The following is a 20334-nucleotide window of genomic DNA, read 5'->3' on the forward strand; positions in this document are numbered from 1 at the left end:
TCTGCGTGCTTTACGGGTTTTTGCGCCGTAAAAGCAAATAGGGCCTAATGCGGTGCAGGGTAAATGCGGCAGTTTAAAGGGACGTAAATCTTCAATGCACAAAAAAAGGCCCCACCGGAGTGGGGCCCTTCACAATCACAAGCTGCCTGGAGCTTAGAACTTGTATGCGACGCCGAGGCGAACTTCGTTGGTCTTGAAGTCCTGATTGATGTTCAGGCCACCGAAGTCGATGTCCTTGTCGCCGTAGTCGGTGTAGCGATATTCAAGGCGAACGATCAGGTTGTCGGTCGCGGCGTAATCCACACCGGCACCTGCGGTCCAGCCGGTGAGCGTCTTGCTTTCGGAGAAGCTGCCGATATTGTCGATGCTGCCGCTGTTCTTGATGTTGCCGAAGGCCACACCGCCAGCAAGGTAAGGCATGAAGCGATCAACCGCATAGCCGACGCGAGCGCGAACGGCGCCGGACCAGCGAAGCTTGGTTTCGAAATCGCCAACTGGGACGCCGCCGGCGAATACGTCGATATCCTTAGAGACGTCGTTATAGGTCACGTCACCGTCGATACCGAGAACGACGTTGTTGCCGAGGTCGAAGTTATAACCGGCATAAACGCCGCCGAGGAAACCATCCGGCTTGACATTGCCATAGCTGAACGCATCGCCGTCGAAGTTCGACTTGCCCCAGCCGTAGCCGATCTGGCCACCAATATAGGCGCCGGTCCAGGTGAAGGACGGAGCAACCACAACAGGAGCTGGTTCCTGTTCGATGACGGCGTCGGCAGCCTTTGCGCCCGTAGCGGCCACAAGGGCGACAGTCGATGCAAGAAGAAGGGCCTTGAGCTTCATGATAAACCTCCTGAAGGAAAGTCTCAGAACCAATATTTATCCCCAATATAAGCGATTGCTGTCAAAAGTCTGTAGCAAACGGGACACAGCAAGGGGAATGTCGCCCCCGCAGTACACGTTCCCGTGATCCGCGTGTGATGAGTCTCGACCGGAGACAGGCGCAATATGGCGCAGGCAGGCGCAAGTTCTTCGGGATGTGATTATGCCGCCTTTCAGGTTATAGAGGGCAGGAAAACTTGCGGGGAACATGGAAATGCATGGCACGACGGGCGTAAGGGAGCGGGTCGACTGGGTCGATATTGCAAAGGGCATCTGCATCATCTTCGTGGTCATGATGCATTCGACGCTCGGCGTGGAGAAGGCCGCCGGTGCGCAAGGCTGGATGCACTATGTTGTGGCCTTCGCCAAGCCCTTCCGCATGCCGGATTTCTTCATGATTTCAGGCCTGTTCCTCGGTCTCGTCATTGACCGGCCCTGGCGGCGTTATCTCGACCGCAAGGTGGTGCACTTCCTCTATTTCTACATTCTTTGGCTGACGATCCAGTTCGCATTCAAGGCACCCGGCATCGCCAGCGAAGCCGGAATTTCGGGCGTGGTGAATGCCTATCTGATGGCTTTCATCGAGCCGTTCGGCACGCTCTGGTTCATCTATATCCTGCCCGTTTTCTTCATCGCGACGCGGCTGTTGAAGCGCGTTCCGGTGGGGGTGACCTTTACGGTGCTGGCACTGCTGGAAATCCTGCCGATCCATACGGGCTGGGTCATGGTGGACGAATTCTGCTCGCGGTTCGTCTATTTCTATGCGGGCTACGCCTTTGCTCCCGCCATTTTCCGGGTTGCAGACTGGCTGCGCCAGCGACCGCTCATAGGCATTGCCGGACTGCTCGTCTGGGGGCTCGTCGAATATATGCTCGTCTTCATGCCGGTGCCGGAAAGTCTCGTCGCGCTGATATCGCCGGCAGGTGATCTTCTGGACGGACGCGGCGCGGTCAGTGATCTGCCGGTCATCTCACTGCTGCTGGGTCTGGTGGGGGCGCTGGCGATCATCTCCATCTCCTCGCTCCTGAGCCTCCTGCCAGCTGGCAACTGGCTGCATCGGGGCCTGAGCTGGCTCGGCGCGCATTCGATCGTCGTCTATCTGGCTTTCTTCCTGCCGATGGCCATTGCCCGCACGGTGCTGCTGAAACTCGGCGTCGGCGATATCGGCACCGTCTCGCTTCTTACCACGGCAAGCGGCGTCGTCGGTCCGGTCATTCTTTATGGTCTTATCCAGTGGAGCGGCCACGGACGGTTTTTGTTCCGCCGTCCGGCCTGGGCCTATATCGATGAGGTTCCGCAAAAGAAAACGGCGGCTGCCGCCGCCGTTTGATGGTTGAAGAGCTTTTCACGCAAGCCTCAGCTATGCGCGAAAATATCGTCTTCCGGCCAGCCCATGAGATCGAGTTCCGAGCGTGTCGGCAGGAACTTGAAGCAGGCTTCGGCCTGCTTGGCACGGCCGTCGCGTTCAAGTCGCTGCTCAAGCACGGCTTTCAGACGATGCAGGTAAAGCACGTCAGAAGCCGCATATTCGAGCTGCGCCGCCGACAGTGTCTCCGCCGCCCAGTCCGACGATTGCTGCTGCTTGGAAATCGAAACGTCGAGAAGCTCGTTGCAAAGCTCCTTCAGGCCGTGACGGTCCGTATAGGTGCGGGTCAGCTTCGATGCGATCTTTGTGCAGAACACGGGCTGCGGCATGGTGCCGAATGTGTGCGCCAGCACGGCCAGGTCGAAGCGACCGAAATGAAAGATCTTGGTGATCGAGCGATCTTTCAGAAGCTTGACCAGATTTGGCGCTTTCTTTTGTCCTGCTTCGATCTGGATCAGGTCCGCCGTACCGTCGCCGGGCGAAATCTGCACCACGCAAAGCCGGTCGCGATGCGGATTCAGGCCCAGCGTTTCGGTGTCGATGGCGACCGCATCGACCTGATAATGATCGAGGTTCGGCAGATCGTTCTTATGAAAACGGATTGTCATTTAACTGTCCTTATTTGGCGGCGATAGCCGCCATAATGCGGGCCCATGAGCGCTGTCCCTTATGGAAGGAGTTCAGCTCGTATTTTTCGTTGGGCGAATGGATGCGGTCATCTTCGAGACCGAAGCCGACCAGCAGCGACTCCATGCCGAGGAACTTGTCGAAATCGCCGACAATCGGGATCGATCCGCCCATGGCGATCAGCACGGCCGGCTTCGGCCATTCGTCGGAAAGCGCGTCCTTGGCCTTGGAAACGAGCGGTGAATCATAGGGCAGCTGGATCGCCGGCGAGCCGCCATGCGGATGGAACTCCACCGAGCAGTCGGCGGGCACGCGTTCCTTGACGAAGGTGCGGAAGGATTCGCGAATCCTGACCGGGTCCTGGCTATGGACGAGGCGGAACGAAACCTTGGCGGAAGCCTGTGCGGCGATGACTGTCTTGAAGCCTTCTCCGGTATAGCCGCCGGTAATGCCGTTGACTTCCGCCGTTGGGCGCGCCCATGTCAGTTCCAGCACGCTGCGGCCTTTCTCGCCGGACGGGATGGAAAGTCCAATCGGACCGAGGAAATTTTCCGCCGTGCGGCCGAGGCTTTCCCACGACTTCAGGATCTGCGTCGGGGTTTCTTCAACGCCCTCGTAGAAGTCAGGCACCGTCACGCGCCCGGTTTCGTCGTGCAGGTCAGCCAGAATCCTGGTCAGGATATGGATCGGGTTTGCCGCAGCACCGCCGAAGAAGCCGGAATGCAGATCGCGGTCGGCTGCCTTGATGACGATTTCTTCGCCCACGAGGCCCCGCAGGCCAACACTGATCGCAGGTGTTTCCGCATCCCACATGGCCGTGTCGCAGACAAGCGCCACATCGGCTTTCAGTTCCTGCTTATTGGCGTCGAGGAAAGGCTTGAGCGATGGAGAACCGGATTCTTCCTCGCCTTCAAACAGCAGCGTTACCTTGACCGGCAGATTGCCATTCACTGCCTTATAGGCCCGGCAGGCTTCCACAAAGGTCATGAGCTGGCCCTTGTCGTCGGATGTGCCGCGTCCGGTCAGAATCTTGCGGCCGTTCCCCACATCCTTGATCGCAGGCTCGAACGGGTCGTTTTCCCAAAGATTGAGCGGGTCGACCGGCTGCACGTCATAATGGCCGTAGAACAGCACATGCGGGGCATCGGGTGTCGCGCCTTCATGATGGGCAACCACCATCGGATGGCCGGGCGTATCGCGCACGCTCGCATCGAAGCCGATCGTCTTCAAATCCTCGACCAGCCATTCGGCGGCCTTGTGGCAGTCGGCCTTGTAGGCCGGATCGGTGGAAATCGACTTGATCCGCAGGAGATCGAACAGGCGATCGAGGCTCTTGTCGAGATTGTTGTCGAGATGGGCGAGGACTTTGTCGAGCGATGGCGCAGACGATTGCTGGGACATGAAAATTTCCTGACGAGTCGTAACGTAAACTGGCGGCACACTACAACCAGCGTCGTCAAGAAGAAACCCAATTTGAAGGAAAGCCGTTCTCCGAAAAATGAATTGGCCGTTACGGTGAGGGGGTTACCGTAACGGCCATATCACTACACTCAAAGCGGCAGCCCGGAGAGGGGAAATGAGGCTGCCGCTAACATCCGGCATCCAACGGGGGACGGGTCAGAAAACCGGCGACCGACGAACTGTCGATGACCTGGATTTGGCCTTTCAACTGTGGCTATTCAAGGGCGTGGAAGATTACAAATCTGTAACAAACCCGTTATCGCGACGTGATCGGTTTCTTTCACGTGGACGGTTGTTTCTCCTGACAAGGGAGCGGTTTCCTTTGGCGCCGCTTTCCTCTAATTCTACCGTATGAAAAAAGGCGATCATCTCTTTCTCGTTGACGGCTCGGGTTACATTTTCCGCGCCTATCATGCCCTGCCACCGCTGACCCGCAAGACGGACGGTCTGCCGGTCGGCGCCGTCTCGGGCTTCTGCAACATGTTGTGGAAGCTCCTGAAGGATGCGCGCAACACGGATGTGGGCGTGGTGCCGACCCATTTCGCGGTCATATTCGACTATTCGTCGAAGACCTTCCGCAATGAGCTTTATCCCGATTACAAGGCCAACCGTACCGCGCCGCCGGAAGACCTGATCCCGCAGTTCGGCCTCATCCGTCAGGCGACGCGCGCCTTCAACCTGCCCTGCATCGAGAAGGAAGGTTTCGAGGCCGACGACCTGATCGCGACCTATGCCCGCATTGCGGCGGAAGCGGGCGGCGATGTCACCATCGTCTCGTCCGACAAGGATCTCATGCAGCTCGTGACGCCAAGCGTGTCGATGTATGACAGCATGAAGGACAAGCAGATTTCGATCCCGGAAGTGATCGAGAAATGGGGCGTTCCGCCGGAAAAGATGATCGACCTGCAATCGCTGACCGGCGACAGCACCGACAATGTGCCGGGCATTCCCGGCATCGGCCCAAAGACCGCGGCGCAGTTGCTGGAGGAATTCGGCGATCTCGACACGCTTCTGGCCCGCGCCTCGGAAATCAAGCAGAACAAGCGCCGCGAGAATATTCTGGCCTTTGCCGACCAGACCAAGATCGCGCGCCAGCTGGTGACGCTCAAGAACGACGTGCCGCTGGATGTCGATCTGGACGGGCTTGTGCTGGAGCCGCAGAACGGGCCGAAACTGATCGGTTTCCTCAAGGCCATGGAATTCACCTCGCTTACGCGCCGTGTTGCCGAGGCGACCGATACGGATGCTTCCTCGGTGGAGCCGAGCCATGTGGAGACCGGCTGGGGCGCCGATGCGTCCACTGCCGACCTTCACGGGCCGGACATGGATATTCCGCTGAAGGCGGATGGCGAAGTGACGGTCGTGGCCGTGACGGCAACGGTGACCGTTTCCACAACAGAAGCTGGCTACACACCGACAGCGCTTGCCGACAAACGCGCGGAAGCGGCGCGTGCGCAAAAGGTCGATACCAGCGCCTATACCTGTATCCGCGATATCGCGACATTGAAGCTTTGGCTTGCCGAAGCGGTGGAAATCGGCCTCCTGGCCTTCGACACGGAAACCACTTCCGTTGATCCGATGCAGGCGGAACTCGTCGGCTTTTCGCTGGCGCTTGCGCCGGGCAGAGCCGCTTACATTCCGCTTCAGCACAAATCCGGCGCGGGCGATCTTCTGGGCGGCGGCATGGTGGAGGGGCAGATTCCGCTGGGCGAGGCGCTGGCCGCCTTGAAGACGGTGCTCGAGGACGCTTCGGTCCTCAAGATCGCGCAGAACATGAAATATGACTGGCTGATCATGCGGCGCTATGGGATCAACACCGTGTCGTTCGACGATACGATGCTGATTTCCTATGTGCTGGACGCAGGCACCGGCAGCCACGGCATGGACCCGCTGTCCGAACGCTGGCTCGGTCACACGCCGATTGCCTACAAGGACGTGGCGGGCAGCGGCAAGAGTTCGGTCACGTTCGATATGGTCGATATCGACCGGGCGACGGCCTATGCGGCGGAAGATGCCGATGTCACGCTGCGCCTCTGGCAGGTGTTGAAACCGCGCCTCGCAGCAGAAGGGCTGATGTCGGTTTATGAACGTCTCGAGCGTCCGCTGGTCGATGTGCTGGCGCGCATGGAAGAGCGCGGCATCGCCGTCGACCGTCAGGTGCTTTCGCGTCTTTCCGGCGATCTGGCGCAGGCTGCTGCGGCTTATGAAGACGAGATCTACGAACTGGCAGGCGAGAGGTTTACCATCGGTTCGCCCAAGCAGCTTGGTGACATTCTGTTCGGCAAGATGGGCCTGCCCGGCGCATCCAAGACCAAGACCGGCCAATGGTCCACCTCCGCGCAGGTGCTGGAAGACCTTGCCGCCGAGGGCCACCCGCTGCCCCGCAAGATCGTGGACTGGCGACAGCTCACCAAGCTCAAATCCACCTATACCGATGCGTTGCCGGGGTTCATAAACCCTTCAACCAGACGCGTTCATACATGCTATGCGATGGCGTCCACCTCGACCGGTCGCCTGTCGTCATCCGATCCCAACCTGCAGAATATCCCGGTGCGCACCGCAGAGGGCCGCAAGATCAGGACGGCCTTCATCGCCGAACCCGGCAACAAGCTGATCTCGGCCGACTACAGCCAGATCGAGCTCCGTGTGTTGGCGCATGTCGCAGATATCGCGCAACTGAAGCAGGCCTTTGCAGACGGCATCGACATTCACGCCATGACCGCATCCGAGATGTTCGGAGTGCCGGTCGAGGGCATGCCTTCGGAAGTGCGCCGCCGCGCCAAGGCGATCAATTTCGGCATCATCTACGGCATTTCAGCCTTCGGTCTGGCGAACCAGTTGTCGATCCCGCGCGAAGAAGCCGGACAATATATCCGCACCTATTTCGAGCGCTTCCCCGGCATCAAGGATTACATGGAAGCAACCAAGGCCTTTGCGCGCGAGCATGGCTATGTCGAAACCATTTTTGGCCGCCGAGCGCACTACCCGGATATCAGGGCCTCCAATCCGCAGATACGCGCCTTCAACGAGCGCGCCGCCATCAATGCGCCGATCCAGGGTTCTGCGGCCGACATCATCCGCCGTGCCATGATCCGCATGGAAGATGCCTTGGCGAAGGAAAAGCTTGCCGCCCGCATGCTTTTGCAGGTGCATGACGAACTGATCTTCGAAGTGCCGGAAAATGAAGTCGAAAAGACCGTTTCCGTGGTTCGGCACGTCATGGAAAATGCGGCGATGCCTGCCGTCTCGCTTGCAGTGCCGCTGCATGTCGATGCGCGTGCAGCGCATAACTGGGATGAGGCGCATTGAGGTTTGGCCGGTTGACCTGAGCGGCCCAACCCTATAGGGAAGCATTAATTCTGTTGCTTCGGTGGTCGTCAGGGGAGTCGTGGACATGTGGTTCGCGACCAATGGGTATACGGCTTGAGAAGCTTTTTTCGTGAAAGTGGTTCATGTCTTTGCCCGAAACCATCGCTCCGGCTCTGTCCGGAGCATTAGCCGCTCGCGGTTATAATACGCTCACCGCCGTTCAAAATGCCGTTCTGGCATCCGAAACGCTCGATGCCGATCTTCTCGTTTCCGCACAGACCGGATCGGGCAAGACGGTCGCATTCGGCCTTGCAATGGCCAACACCATCCTCGAAGACGAACTGCGTTTCGGCGATGCCGGTGCGCCGCTTGCCATGATTATCGCGCCGACGCGCGAACTGGCGCTTCAGGTTCGCCGCGAGCTGGAATGGCTCTATGCCGATACCGGCGCGCGCATCGCATCCTGCGTCGGCGGCATGGATATCCGCACCGAACGCCGTGCGCTTGAACGTGGCGCCCATATCGTTGTCGGTACGCCGGGGCGCCTGCGCGACCATATCACCCGCGATGCCCTCGATATGTCGGAACTGCGCGCGGTTGTTCTCGATGAAGCCGACGAAATGCTCGACATGGGCTTTCGCGAGGACCTCGAATTCATCCTCGGCGAAGCGCCGGAAGATCGTCGCACGCTGATGTTCTCGGCAACCGTGCCGAAGCCCATTGCCCAGCTTGCCAAGCGGTTCCAGAACGACGCGCTTCGTCTCACGGTCCAGAGCGAAACCAGCCAGCACGCCGACATCGACTATGTCGCCATGCCGGTGCCGCCGCATGAGCGTGACCACGCGATCATCAACACGCTGCTCTATTACGACAGCCAGAACTCGATCATTTTCTGCTCGACCCGCGAAGCGGTGAAGCACATGGCAAGCCGGCTTTCCAATCGTGGCTTTGCGGTTGTGGCACTGTCGGGCGAATTGAGCCAGGCCGAACGCAACAATGCGCTTCAGGCAATGCGCGATGGCCGCGCCCGCGTCTGCGTTGCAACCGACGTTGCCGCGCGCGGTATCGATCTGCCCAATCTCGACCTCGTCATCCACGCCGATCTGCCGAACAATCCTGAAACGATGCTGCACCGTTCGGGCCGCACCGGCCGCGCCGGTCGCAAGGGCACCTGCGTGCTGGTCGTGCCGTTCTCGCGCCGCCGCACGGCCGAGCGCCTTCTGCACATGGCGAAGCTCGATGCGCAGACGGTCCCTGCGCCAAGCATTGCTGCGGTGCAGGGCAAGACCAATGAACGCATCCTGAATGCCGAAGTCTTCAACCAGCCGGTCGAAGAAGAATATCAGGATCTCCTGAAGGCGCTGACCGAGCGTTATACCCCCGAACAGATTGCAAGCGCTTTCCTCAACCGCGAAGTGGCTTCCTACCCGGCGGCCGAAGAAGTTTCCGACGCGCCGGTGCATCCGGTTGGCGGCAAGAAGCCCCGGGATCGTTTTGAAAAAGGCGAGCGTTCTGACCGTGGTGACCGCTTCGAGCGTCGTGATCGCGGCGAACCGGGCGAACGTTTCGACCGCAACGCACAGTTTGACGGCGTGTGGTTCTCGGTTTCTGCCGGTCGCAAGCATCGTGCCGATCCGAAATGGCTGCTTCCGCTAATCTGCAAGGCGGGCGATGTTTCCAAGCGCGATGTCGGCTCGATCAAGATTTTCGACAATGAAACCCGCTTTGAAATCACGGCCTCGAAGGCTGACGAGTTCCGCCGTTCGGTCGAAGAACGCGGCACCGGCGAAAAGGGTCTCGTGATCCGCACCGCTGTTGCAGGTGCAGGCGGCGACGCTGCCCCGCGCGAAGGCAAGGGCGGTTTCAAGCCGCGCGGCGACAAGTTCAAGGAAGGCGGCTTCCGCGACGGCTACAAGAGCGACGGCTACAAAGGCGACCGCTCGAAGGGCGACATGTGGGACAAGCCGCGCGATTTCTCCCGTGGAGACGACTTCAAGAAAGACGGCTTCAAAAAGGGCGGTAAAAAGCCCGAAGGCGGCGGTTACAACAAGAAGCGCCGCGGCGAATAAAAATCTGAAATGAGAAAAGCCCCGGATTTCCGGGGCTTTCTCTATCAAACGTCCAGATTGGCGACGCTCAGCGCGTTTTCCTGGATGAACTCGCGGCGCGGCTCCACCTCGTCGCCCATCAGGCGCGAGAACAAGGAATCCGCGTCGGTCGCATCCGTCACCTTGACCTGCAGCAGCGAACGCACATTCGGGTCAAGCGTGGTTTCCCAAAGCTGTTCGGCGTTCATTTCGCCCAGGCCTTTGTAGCGCTGCAAAGTCAGGCCCTTGCGGCCCGTCGCGAAGATCGCATCGAGCAGGGCCATCGGACCGGAAAGCGTTTCCACCTTGTCCTTGCGGCGCAGCACCGGCGGTTCGGCAAATACCTCCGAGAGGCGCGCCGCCACACGGTCGATCTGGCGGGCATCGGCAGAACCGAGCAGCGCCATGTCGAGAACGGCAATGTCCTTCACGCCGCGCACCATGCGCTCGAAGCGGTAGCCACCATCTTCCGTCACATAGGCCGTCCAGCCACGCTCGGTTTCTTCCGAGATCATGTCGAGACGCTTTGCAACAATATCGGCGGAAGCTTGCGCGGTCGCATTGTCTTTGGAGGCATCCGGATTGAGCAGTCCGGCAATGGCCGCCTGTTCCACCACACGGCGGTCATAGCGCGTGTGAAGGCCGCCCAGAAGCTGACGCATGGTGCGTGCATCTTCCACCACCGAACGCAGGTCCGGCCCGGCGCGAACTTCGCCGCTTGCCATTTCCAGCGTGGCTTCTTCAAGCCCTGTCTCGATGAGGAAATCTTCGAAGGCCGCTTCGTTCTTGATGTATTGCGAGGACTTGCCGCGCGACACCTTATAGAGCGGTGGCTGGGCGATATAGATATGGCCGCGCTCGATCAGTTCCGGCATCTGGCGGAAGAAGAAAGTCAACAGCAATGTGCGGATATGCGCGCCGTCGACGTCAGCATCGGTCATGATGATGATCTTGTGATAGCGCAGCTTGTCCGGGTTGAAACCGTGCGTTTCATCCTTGCCGATCGACGTGCCAAGCGCAGTAATCAGCGTGCCGACCTGATCGGACGAGATCATGCGGTCGAAGCGGACGCGTTCCACGTTGAGTATCTTGCCGCGCAGCGGCAGGATGGCCTGGTTCTGGCGCGAACGGCCGCTCTTGGCGGAACCGCCTGCCGAGTCACCCTCGACGATGAAGATTTCAGACTTGGCCGGATCGCGTTCCTGACAGTCGGCAAGCTTGCCCGGAAGCGATGTCACGCTGAGATTGCTCTTGCGGGTGATGTCGCGGGCCTTGCGGGCGGCTTCACGGGCAGCGGCTGCCTGGATGACCTTCTCGACCACGGCCTTGCCGCCTGCCGGATGTTCTTCCAGCCATGTCGAAAGCGCTTCGTTGACGAGGCTTTCCACGACCGGGCGAACTTCCGAGGAAACCAGCTTGTCCTTGGTCTGCGACGAGAATTTCGGATCGGGAACCTTGACTGAAAGAACCGCAGTCAGGCCTTCGCGGCAGTCGTCACCGGTAAGCGTGACCTTTTCTTTCTTGGTCATGCCCGAAGCATCGGCATAGCCCGTCACCTGACGGGTCAGCGCGCCGCGGAAACCGGCCAGATGCGTGCCGCCATCCCGCTGCGGAATGTTGTTGGTGAAGCACAGCACCTTCTCATGGTAGGAATCGTTCCACCACATGGCGACTTCGACTGTCATGCCGTCTTTTTCGCTGCGGATATAGATCGGCTCTTCCAGAAGCGGCTTCTTGCTCTGATCGATATATTTCACGAATTCGACAAGCCCGCCGTCATAGTGCAGCTCGTGTTCCACAAGATCGGCGTGGCGGCGGTCGGCAAGCTTGATGCGCACACCGGAATTGAGGAAGGCGAGTTCGCGCAGGCGACGCTCCAGCGTATCGAAATCGAATTCGACCATCGAGAAGGTTTCAGGCGAAGGCAGGAAGCTGACTTCCGTGCCGGTTTCACCGCCCGCATCACCCGTCACGACAAGCGGTGCATCGGCAACGCCATGCGTAAAGCTCATCTCGTGAATCTTGCCGGCGCGACGGATCTTCAGTTTCAGCCAAATCGACAGCGCGTTCACAACAGACACGCCGACGCCGTGCAGACCACCGGAAACCTTGTAGGAATTCTGGTCGAACTTGCCGCCGGCGTGAAGCTGGGTCATGATGACCTCGGCTGCCGAAACGCCTTCTTCCTTATGGATATCGGTCGGGATGCCGCGGCCATTGTCGGTCACGGTGCAGGACCCGTCCGGGTTGAGAGTGACGGTCACAAGCGTGGCATGTCCTGCCAGCGCTTCGTCGATCGCATTGTCCACGACCTCGTAGACCATATGATGCAGGCCGGAGCCGTCATCCGTGTCGCCGATATACATGCCGGGGCGCTTGCGAACGGCATCCAGACCTTTCAGAACACGAATGGAATCCGCGCCATATTCGGCGGGGGCTTCGGAATTCATCTCGGGCATCTCGCTCATGAAAATCTTTCGAAAAACGCGCTGCGAATGCAGCTTCAAAGATATGTCGAATCACGCGACAAACATGGCTTTAATATAGGTGCTAACGGCCATTTTTCCAAATTCTGGCGGTAAATTTGCCGGGGATTCCGGCAGTCTGTCCATATGAGGGCGATCCGGCTGCCGTTCGGCTTCTGGAACCGCCACAATTGACGCTTATATCTGGTCTGACGGGGGCGTTCTCGACCTGTTTAAAGCATGATCCGACCGGATTGTGCCTAAAGTGAAGCTGGAGCGGCGATCTGATCCAGTCAGATCGAAACGCTCCATGACGAAAGGAACGCTTGATGGAAATTGCGAATGTGAGCGACCGATCGGGACCATTCGTGCCGCCTGCACCGCGTCCACGGGAAAAGCCCGTGGGGCGTTTCGAGATGATGCGGGTCGTCTATAAAAACCCGCTCGAGCTTTGGGGCGAGCCTTCCTATAACGAGCGCTGGATTTCCGTCAGCTGGTTCGGCATGAAGACCATCATTGCCAACGATCCGGGGCTGATCCGTCATGTGCTGGTCGACAATGCCGCCAATTATCCCATGTCCGCCATCCGCCAGCGCGTGCTGCGTCCGCTGCTGCGCGATGGTCTGCTGACGGCCGAGGGGCAGGTGTGGAAGCGGTCGCGAAAGGCCATGGCTCCCGTTTTCACGCCGCGCCATATCGGGGGTTTTGCCGAGACCATGCGTGACCGGTCGCTTCGTTTCGCCGAGCGATACAAGACGCCCGGCACGATTACCGATGTCGCGCATGACATGACGCTCCTGACCTACGACATTCTCGCCGAAACCCTGTTTTCGGGCGAGATCGCGGGCGATCCCAATGATTTCGCCCATCAGATCGACAGGCTGTTCGAAACCATGGGCCGGGTTGATCCGTTCGATCTTCTGGGGCTGCCCGACTGGCTGCCGCGCTTCACGCGCCTGCGCGGACAGCAATCGCTGGGCTTTTTCCGCGAGCTGGTTTCAAACACCATCGCGCTGCGCAAAGCCCGCATGGACAGGGGCGAGGACGTGCCGAGCGACTTTCTTACCCTGCTTTTGCGCGCCGAAGGACCAGATGGCTTGAGCCGCTCCGAGATCGAGGACAACATCATCACCTTCATTGGCGCTGGCCATGAGACCACCGCCCGCGCACTGGGCTGGACGCTTTATCTGCTCGCCAAGGCGCCCCGCGAGCGCGAACGCATCGAGACGGAAATCGACGGCTTTTTTGCACGGGGCGGGCGTGATCTGCCGCCGCAGGACTGGCTGACGTCTCTGCCTTTCACGCGCGCGGCCTTCGAGGAGGCGATGCGGCTTTATCCGCCCGCTCCCTCGATCAATCGCGAAGCCGCGACCGACGATACATATGACGATCTGAAAATCCCGAAGGGCGCAACCGTGCTGGTCATGCCATGGGTCATTCACCGCCACAGGCTCTACTGGGATCAGCCGGATGCCTTCATGCCGGAACGCTTCTGGCCCGAAAACCGCGAGAGGCTAGACCGCTTTCAATATCTGCCGTTCGGGGCGGGCCCGCGCGTCTGCATAGGCGCGAGCTTTGCCTTGCAGGAGGCGGTGATTGCACTTGCCGTCCTGCTCGACCGCCGTCGTTTCGACGTGCTCGAAACCACAAGGCCTTGGCCGGTGCAAAAACTCACCACCCAGCCGCAAGGCGGCCTGCCGATGAAGGTTTTGAAACGCTGATCAGCGCTTCAGACGCTCCGCGTGCCAGCGCAGGTGATCGCCCATGAAGGTGGAGATGAAGAAATAGGAATGGTCATAGCCTTCACGCATGTTGAGCGTGAGGGGAATGCCGGCTTTCCTGCAAGCTTCTTCCAAAAGCCATGGACGCAATCCTTCATCGAGAAAGCCGTCTGCTGTGCCCTGGTCGACCAGAAATTCCGTGAAGCGGTAACCATCCTCGATAAGCAGCGTGGCATCATAGCTACGCCAGGCCCGCTCTTCTGAGCCGAGATATTTTTCCAGCGCCGGTCTGGACCAGCCCGCCGTCGAAGGCTGAACGATGGGCGCGAAGGCCGAGGCCGACTTGAAGCGGTCCGGGTTTTTAAGTGCGATGGTCAGCGCGCCATGGCCGCCCATGGAATGACCGGTGATCGCCTGCCGCGCCATGTCGAGCGGAAATTCGCGCGCCACCAGATCGGTCAGCTCTTGCGTGATGTAGCTGTACATCTGATAGTTTTTGGCAAAAGGCTCCTGCGTCGCATCGACGTAGAACCCGGCCCCCTTGCCGAATTGCCAGTTGTCCGGTTCATCGGGAACGTCGTCTCCGCGCGGGCTCGTATCGGGGCAAATGACGGCAATTCCCAATTCTGCGGCCATTTGCCGATATTCACCCTTGTCCATCACGTTCTGATGCGTGCAGGTGAGGCCCGACAGATACCATAGGACCGGCACCGGTCCATCCTTGGCCTGCGGCGGCAAAAAAACGGCGAAGGTCATGTCGCACTGGTTTGTCGCGCTCTTGTGGCGATAAACGCCCTGCGTTCCACCAAAGCTCTTTGCGGTTGAAATGGTTTCCATGGAAAATTCCCGGTATTGTTCAGCTTCCGAGCGCCACCGCAACATTGACGGAAGCGGCGACCAGAACGGTGTTGAAGAAGAAGGAGACGATGCTGTGCAGCAGTGTGATCCTGCGCATGGCAGGCGTTGTCACGCTGGTGTCGGACGTTTGCGCCGTCATGCCGATCACATAGGCAAAATAGGCAAAATCCCAGCCGGAAGGTTCCGGTGTGCCGGGAAACTCGAAACCGCCACGATGGCGGCTGGCATGGCTGCTGTCGTTGCCGGCAGGTTCGCCGGGTTGCCAGTAAGCATGCGCGTAATGCAGTGCCGCCATCATGTGGATGGTAAACCAGCCGAGCGGCACCGAGGCGAGCGTCATCACCAGCGAGAAGGCATCGGCCTGTGGCTGCCGGTTGATCAGGATGAACAGCGAGACGACCGCGACGAGCACGGTCGCGAAGGTCACAAGAAAGATGATCCAGACCGGTTCATCGGCGCTGGCGGCGTGTTTTTTCAGCTGTGCTGCGGTGAGTTTTGGCAGCGCAAAGAGCGTCAGCGCGAGATAGAACACGAAGAAGCAGTTGGCCCCGATGACGGGGGCTAGTTCCCTGTCGACAAGCCACGCAATGATGAAAGCTGCAACGCCGCCCAGGGCAGCAAGATAGAACGACATATGGCGGCGCAGCAGAAACATCAGGCAAGCGTTTCCCTTGGTTCTAAACGCATATCGACATGTGGAATGCCGTCTTCGAGATATTCGTCGGAAATCGCCTCGAAGCCGAACGAGCCATAGAATTGCTGCAAATGGCTTTGTCCGCCAAGCTCGATCGCCGTACCCGGAAAACGGGCCTGCACAAATTCGATGGCCTCTTTCATCAGACGCTGGCCGAGCTTGTAGCCCCGGTAATCCGGCGCCACGACGACGCGTCCGATCTTCACCGGCTTGCCATCCTGTTCCGGCGGCAGAACCCGCAGCGACGCTGCAAGCTCTTCCCCGTCGAGAATGCGCAGGTGAAACGCCTCGAAATCCTTGCCGTCGATCTCCGGATAGGGACATTTCTGTTCGACCACGAAGACATCCACGCGCAGCTTCAGCATCGCATAAAGTGCGCGCGGGGTCAGGTTATCGATTTGGTCCCACCGGGAAACGAGAAGCTTTTCAGCCATCAGTAGACAACCACCGAACGGATGGACTTGCCTTCATGCATGAGATCGAAGGCAGTGTTGATTTCATCGAGCGGCATGGTGTGGGTGATAAGATCGTCGATATTGATCTTGCCCTCCATGTACCAGTCGACGATCTTCGGCACGTCGGTGCGACCGCGCGCGCCGCCGAAGGCGGTGCCTTTCCAGACGCGTCCCGTCACAAGCTGGAACGGACGCGTGGCGATTTCCTTGCCCGCTTCGGCCACGCCGATGATGATCGATTCACCCCAGCCGCGATGGCAGCATTCCAGCGCCTGACGCATGACATCCGTATTGCCGGTTGCGTCGAAGGAATAGTCAGCGCCGCCGTCGGTCAGGTCCTGAATGGCCTGCACCACCTTGTCATTGCCGATCTCGCGCGGGTTGATGAAGTCGGTCATGCCGAATTTCTTCGCCATTTCGACCTTGGCCGGATTGATGTCGACGCCGATGATCTTGTCGGCGCCCACCATGCGGGCACCCTGAATGACATTGAGGCCGATGCCGCCGAGACCGAACACGACGACATTGGAGCCGGGGCGAACCTTTGCGGTATAGATCACCGCGCCAATGCCGGTGGTGACGCCGCAGCCGATATAGCAGATCTTGTCGAAGGGCGCGTCTTCACGCACCTTCGCAACCGCGATCTCCGGCAGAACGGTGAAATTGGAGAAGGTGGAGCAGCCCATATAGTGGAACACTTCGCCGCCATCGCAGGAAAAGCGCGTGGTCTTGTCGGGCATGAGGCCCTGACCTTGCGTGGCGCGGATAGACGTGCAGAGGTTCGAGCGCTGCGACAGGCAGGTCTTGCACTGGCGGCATTCCGGCGTGTAGAGCGGAATGACGTGATCGCCCGGCTTGACCGAGGTCACGCCCGCGCCCACTTCGCGCACGATGCCCGCGCCTTCATGGCCAAGAATGGCGGGGAATTTGCCCTCGGAATCGAGGCCCGACAGCGTGTAGGCATCGGTATGGCAAACGCCTGTCGCCATGATTTCGACCAGCACTTCGCCAGCCCGTGGACCACCGATTTCGACTGTTTCGATCGTGAGCGGCTTCTTCGCTTCCCAGGCGACGGCTGCGCGTGATTTCATGGCGATGTTTCCCTTCCAGTTGTGTGTTGCGCGCCTATTTCAGATAGGTGCGCAAAATCCGCATGATTTCGTCGATTTGCGTATCGGGATCGGCACTGGCTTCATGGCCGAACGTCTCGCGGAAATGACTTTCCAGCACTTCCGCCATCAGTCCGTTGGCCGCGCCTCGCAACGCCGCGATCTGCTGCAGCAGCGCCGCGCATTCCGTGCCAGCCTCTACCGCGCGCTCCAGCGCTTCGGCCTGTCCGCGAATGCGGCGCAGACGCGTCAGGGCGCGCTTCTTGTCTTCCGGTGAATGCGGCATGGAATCTCCCGATTTCAACGAAATCTATATACTCCGGGGGAGTACGTCAATCACTGTTCGCCAGCCGCAGGTGCAGAAGCGGATAAGGGCGTCCCTGATCGTCTGTTTCGGAACGCCCGGTTTCGACAAATCCCATATGCCGGTAAAAGCCGACGCCTTGCAGGTTCTGCTCGTTCACATCGACGGTCAGAGGATTGCCGACAGCTTTTGCATGGGCGATCATCAGTTTGCCGATGCCTTTGCCGCGCTGGTCGGGGGCGATGAACAGGCTGTCGATATGATGATCGCTCATGCCCATGAAGCCGACCGGCTTGCCGGCATCTTCAATAAGCCAGACTTCGACATTCGGCAGATATTGCTCGGCCACGAGCTTTTCGATTTCCAGGAAATCATCGCGGCTAAGGAAGTCATGCGTGGCGAGCACGCTGGCGCGCCAGATTTCGGTCAGCGCAGGCGCGTCGCTGCTGCTCGATTTTCGAATATGGATCATGTGCGCTGCTTGTGTGATAAGCACGAAAGCGAAAGCCTTATCTGACGGAAACTAATTTGACGAGCCTGCCCGATCTTCCTGTGACCCAGATTCTGCCTCGACTGGATGAGGCATTGGCGCATCATGCGAGCGCAGTCCTTGTCGCGCCGCCCGGTGCAGGCAAGACGACACTGGTGCCTGTTCATATGCTGAATGCCGCCTGGCGCAAGGACGGCATGATCGTGCTGCTTGAGCCGCGCCGTCTGGCGGCACGCGCCGCCGCGCGCCGCATGGCGCAGCTCCTTGGCGAGGAGCCGGGCGAAACAGTGGGCTACCGGATGCGCCTTGAAAGCAAGGTGTCGGACAAAACCAGAATTCTCGTCGTCACCGAGGGCGTCTTCGCCCGCATGATTCTTGATGATCCGGATTTGACGGGGGTTGCAGCGGTTCTGTTTGATGAATTCCACGAACGCAGCCTTGATGCGGATTTTGGTCTGGCGCTGGCGCTCGATGTGCAGGCGGCGCTTCGCGACGATCTCAAAATCCTCGTCATGTCGGCGACGCTCGATGGCGCTCGAGTGGCATCGCTTCTTGGCGATGCACCGGTGATCGAGAGCGAAGGCCGCGCTTTTCCCGTCGATATCCGCTATCGCGACCGCAAGGCCGATGAACGGATCGAAGACGTGATGGCGCGGGCGATCCGCGATGCGCTGGCCGAAGAGACAGGCAGCATTCTGGCTTTCCTGCCGGGGCAGGGCGAGATTGAACGCACCGCACGGCTTCTGGACGACCGGCTCCCGGCCAACGTGCTGCTTGCGCCGCTTTATGGCGCCATGGAAGGCGTTGCACAGGATGCGGCGATCAAACCTGCACCGGCTGGTCATCGCAAGGTCGTTCTGGCGACTTCGATTGCCGAAACTTCCATCACGATCGATGGGGTGCGCGTGGTGATCGATAGCGGCCTTGCCCGCCTGCCGAAATATGAACCGGCTACGGGCATGACGCGCCTTGAAACCGTGCGCACTTCACGCGCAAGCGCCGATCAGCGGGCAGGGCGCGCCGGGCGTACCGAACCGGGCATCGCCATCCGTCTCTGGCATCAGGGACAGACGGCAGCGCTCCCTCCTTTCTCTCCGCCGGAAATTCTGGAAGCTGATTTGTCCGGGCTGGTGCTTGATGCGGCTGCATGGGGTGTGACCGATCCGGCGACGCTCAGTTTTCTCGATGTTCCGCCGGGGCCCGCCCTGAAAGAGGCTAAGGCTCTGCTGTTGCGGCTGGGCGCGCTGGATGAAGCGGGGCGCTTGACGCCGGATGGCGAAGCAATGCGTTCTCTGGCGCTGCCCGCGCGTCTGGCGCATATGGTTGCGGAGGCGGCCAAGCGGGGCGAGGCGCAAAAGGCGGCTGAACTTGCCGTGCTTTTGACCGAACGCGGCCTTGGCGGCAATGAAACCGACCTGGACACCCGTATGTCGCGTTTTCGCAATGACCGCTCGGACCGGGCGCAGCGCGCAAAAGGACTGGCAAGGCGGCTCGCCGCGAATGTCCCAAACAACGGTGAAACCGCAGGCTCAAGCATTGGACGAATGCTCATTGATGCTTATCCGGATCGCATCGCGAAGGCGCGTGGGGCGGCGGGGCAATTCCTGCTCGCCAATGGACGCGGCGGAGAGGTTGATCCCGCCATCAGCCTTAGCCGCGCGCCGTGGCTGGTGGTTGCCGATATGTCGGGCAAGGCAGGCCGCGCCCGCATTCTTTCTGCCGCGGAAGTCAGCGAAACAGAAATCCGCGCTGCCTTGGGCGGCAAAATCGAGAGTGGACGACAAGTTGTCTACGACCCGGAAAAGAATGCCTTGCGGGCGCGCGAAGCCGTGCGTATCGGCGCTATCGCTCTTTCCGAGAAGCCGCTTGCCGCTCCTTCAGGAACTGCTGCCGACGAAGGCGTGATTGCCGCCGTGCGTGAACATGGCCTTGATATTCTGCCATGGGGTAAGGAAGCCGACATCCTGCGCCGGCGGCTTGGCTGGCTTCACCGTGGTCTCGGTGATCCGTGGCCGGCTATGGATGATGAGCATCTTGTCGAAAGGCTGGAAGACTGGCTGCTGCCCTTCCTGACAGGTGAAGCACAGCTTGGCCGCATTCCGGGGCATGTGCTGAAAAACGGCCTGATGAGCCTCGTGCCATTCGATTTGCAGCGCAGCGTGGAGCAGCTTGCGCCAACGCATTTCGAAGTGCCGACCGGATCGAATATTCCGATCCGTTACGATACGGAGGAACCCGTCATAGCGGTCCGCGTGCAGGAACTGTTCGGTCTTGGCGTGCATCCGGCCATCGCCAACGGCAAGGTTCCGCTCCTGCTTGAACTTCTTTCTCCGGCTCACCGCCCGATTCAGATCACTCGCGATCTTCCCGGCTTCTGGAAGGGGTCATGGGCGGATGTGCGCTCCGACATGCGCGGGCGTTATCCGAAGCATGTCTGGCCGGAAGATCCGGCCAATGCGGAAGCGACCCGTCGCGCCAAGCCGCGCGGAACCTGAATCCGGCCTGC

Annotated in this window: 15 protein-coding genes; 5 read left to right on the plus strand and 10 right to left on the minus strand. The window is 59.8% G+C overall.

From position 1 onward, the window contains the following. Nucleotides 1-153 precede the first annotated feature (153 nt). Nucleotides 154-843: an outer membrane protein gene (locus ACOWVS_RS06005; RefSeq protein ID WP_021586405.1), complete on the minus strand. Its 690-nt coding sequence runs from the start codon at nucleotides 841-843 to the stop codon at nucleotides 154-156. Nucleotides 844-1090: 247 nt separating this feature from the next. Between ACOWVS_RS06005 and ACOWVS_RS06010 the strand changes: the two genes are divergently transcribed. Beyond that, a complete protein-coding gene (locus tag ACOWVS_RS06010) occupies nucleotides 1091-2212 on the plus strand; it encodes an acyltransferase family protein (RefSeq protein ID WP_021586404.1) in 1122 nt (373 codons plus the stop codon). A 26-nt stretch (nucleotides 2213-2238) separates the two neighbouring features. Here ACOWVS_RS06010 and ACOWVS_RS06015 read toward each other — a convergent pair whose 3' ends face one another. Then, entirely contained in the window at nucleotides 2239-2856 is a 618-nt protein-coding gene (locus ACOWVS_RS06015) for a ribonuclease D (RefSeq protein WP_021586403.1), read from the minus strand. 10 nt (nucleotides 2857-2866) lie between these two features. Continuing rightward, nucleotides 2867-4276 carry a dipeptidase gene (locus tag ACOWVS_RS06020; protein ID WP_021586402.1) on the minus strand — a complete coding sequence of 470 codons (1410 nt, stop codon included), beginning with the start codon at nucleotides 4274-4276 and terminating at the stop codon, nucleotides 2867-2869. Between the two features lie 411 nt (nucleotides 4277-4687). Here ACOWVS_RS06020 and polA point away from each other — a divergent pair, with 411 nt between their 5' ends. Next, nucleotides 4688-7645: a DNA polymerase I gene (gene polA / locus ACOWVS_RS06025; protein ID WP_025089801.1), complete on the plus strand. Its 2958-nt coding sequence runs from the start codon at nucleotides 4688-4690 to the stop codon at nucleotides 7643-7645. Between the two features lie 143 nt (nucleotides 7646-7788). Continuing rightward, the gene (locus ACOWVS_RS06030; protein ID WP_075041782.1) at nucleotides 7789-9714 is read left to right on the plus strand and encodes a DEAD/DEAH box helicase; all 1926 of its coding nucleotides are present in this window, start codon (nucleotides 7789-7791) and stop codon (nucleotides 9712-9714) included. A gap of 44 nt (nucleotides 9715-9758) precedes the next feature. On the opposite strand, the gene gyrB is transcribed toward ACOWVS_RS06030, so the two are convergent. Beyond that, nucleotides 9759-12200: a DNA topoisomerase (ATP-hydrolyzing) subunit B gene (gyrB, locus tag ACOWVS_RS06035; RefSeq protein ID WP_006470920.1), complete on the minus strand. Its 2442-nt coding sequence runs from the start codon at nucleotides 12198-12200 to the stop codon at nucleotides 9759-9761. A gap of 326 nt (nucleotides 12201-12526) precedes the next feature. Here gyrB and ACOWVS_RS06040 point away from each other — a divergent pair, with 326 nt between their 5' ends. Continuing rightward, nucleotides 12527-13918, plus strand: a complete 1392-nt coding sequence (locus ACOWVS_RS06040) for a cytochrome P450 (protein ID WP_021586399.1) — start codon at nucleotides 12527-12529, stop codon at nucleotides 13916-13918. Here ACOWVS_RS06040 and fghA read toward each other — a convergent pair whose 3' ends face one another. The 6 genes from fghA to ACOWVS_RS06070 are packed head-to-tail and all read right to left on the minus strand — an operon-like array spanning nucleotide 13919 to nucleotide 17810. Then, the gene (gene fghA, locus ACOWVS_RS06045) at nucleotides 13919-14755 is read right to left on the minus strand and encodes an S-formylglutathione hydrolase (RefSeq protein ID WP_021586398.1); all 837 of its coding nucleotides are present in this window, start codon (nucleotides 14753-14755) and stop codon (nucleotides 13919-13921) included. It lies immediately after the preceding gene. Nucleotides 14756-14774: 19 nt separating this feature from the next. Continuing rightward, entirely contained in the window at nucleotides 14775-15431 is a 657-nt protein-coding gene (locus ACOWVS_RS06050; RefSeq protein WP_006465859.1) for a DUF1345 domain-containing protein, read from the minus strand. After that, a complete protein-coding gene (locus ACOWVS_RS06055; protein ID WP_021586397.1) occupies nucleotides 15431-15904 on the minus strand; it encodes a GNAT family N-acetyltransferase in 474 nt (157 codons plus the stop codon). Before ACOWVS_RS06055 ends, ACOWVS_RS06050 begins: the two co-directional genes overlap by 1 nt. Beyond that, on the minus strand, nucleotides 15904-17016 hold the full coding sequence (locus ACOWVS_RS06060) for an S-(hydroxymethyl)glutathione dehydrogenase/class III alcohol dehydrogenase (protein WP_021586396.1): 1113 nt from the start codon (nucleotides 17014-17016) through the stop codon (nucleotides 15904-15906). Before ACOWVS_RS06060 ends, ACOWVS_RS06055 begins: the two co-directional genes overlap by 1 nt. A 34-nt stretch (nucleotides 17017-17050) precedes the next feature. Further along, nucleotides 17051-17320 (minus strand): metal/formaldehyde-sensitive transcriptional repressor, encoded by a 270-nt coding sequence (locus tag ACOWVS_RS06065; RefSeq protein ID WP_021586395.1) that lies wholly within the window; start codon nucleotides 17318-17320, stop codon nucleotides 17051-17053. Between the two features lie 46 nt (nucleotides 17321-17366). Beyond that, entirely contained in the window at nucleotides 17367-17810 is a 444-nt protein-coding gene (locus tag ACOWVS_RS06070) for an acetyltransferase (protein ID WP_021586394.1), read from the minus strand. 56 nt (nucleotides 17811-17866) lie between these two features. Between ACOWVS_RS06070 and hrpB the strand changes: the two genes are divergently transcribed. After that, the gene (gene hrpB, locus ACOWVS_RS06075; RefSeq protein ID WP_021586393.1) at nucleotides 17867-20323 is read left to right on the plus strand and encodes an ATP-dependent helicase HrpB; all 2457 of its coding nucleotides are present in this window, start codon (nucleotides 17867-17869) and stop codon (nucleotides 20321-20323) included. The last annotated feature ends 11 nt before the right edge of the window (nucleotides 20324-20334 follow it).

The sequence above is a fragment of the Brucella sp. IR068 genome, assembly GCF_049065885.1.
GTDB lineage: Bacteria > Pseudomonadota > Alphaproteobacteria > Rhizobiales > Rhizobiaceae > Brucella > Brucella intermedia.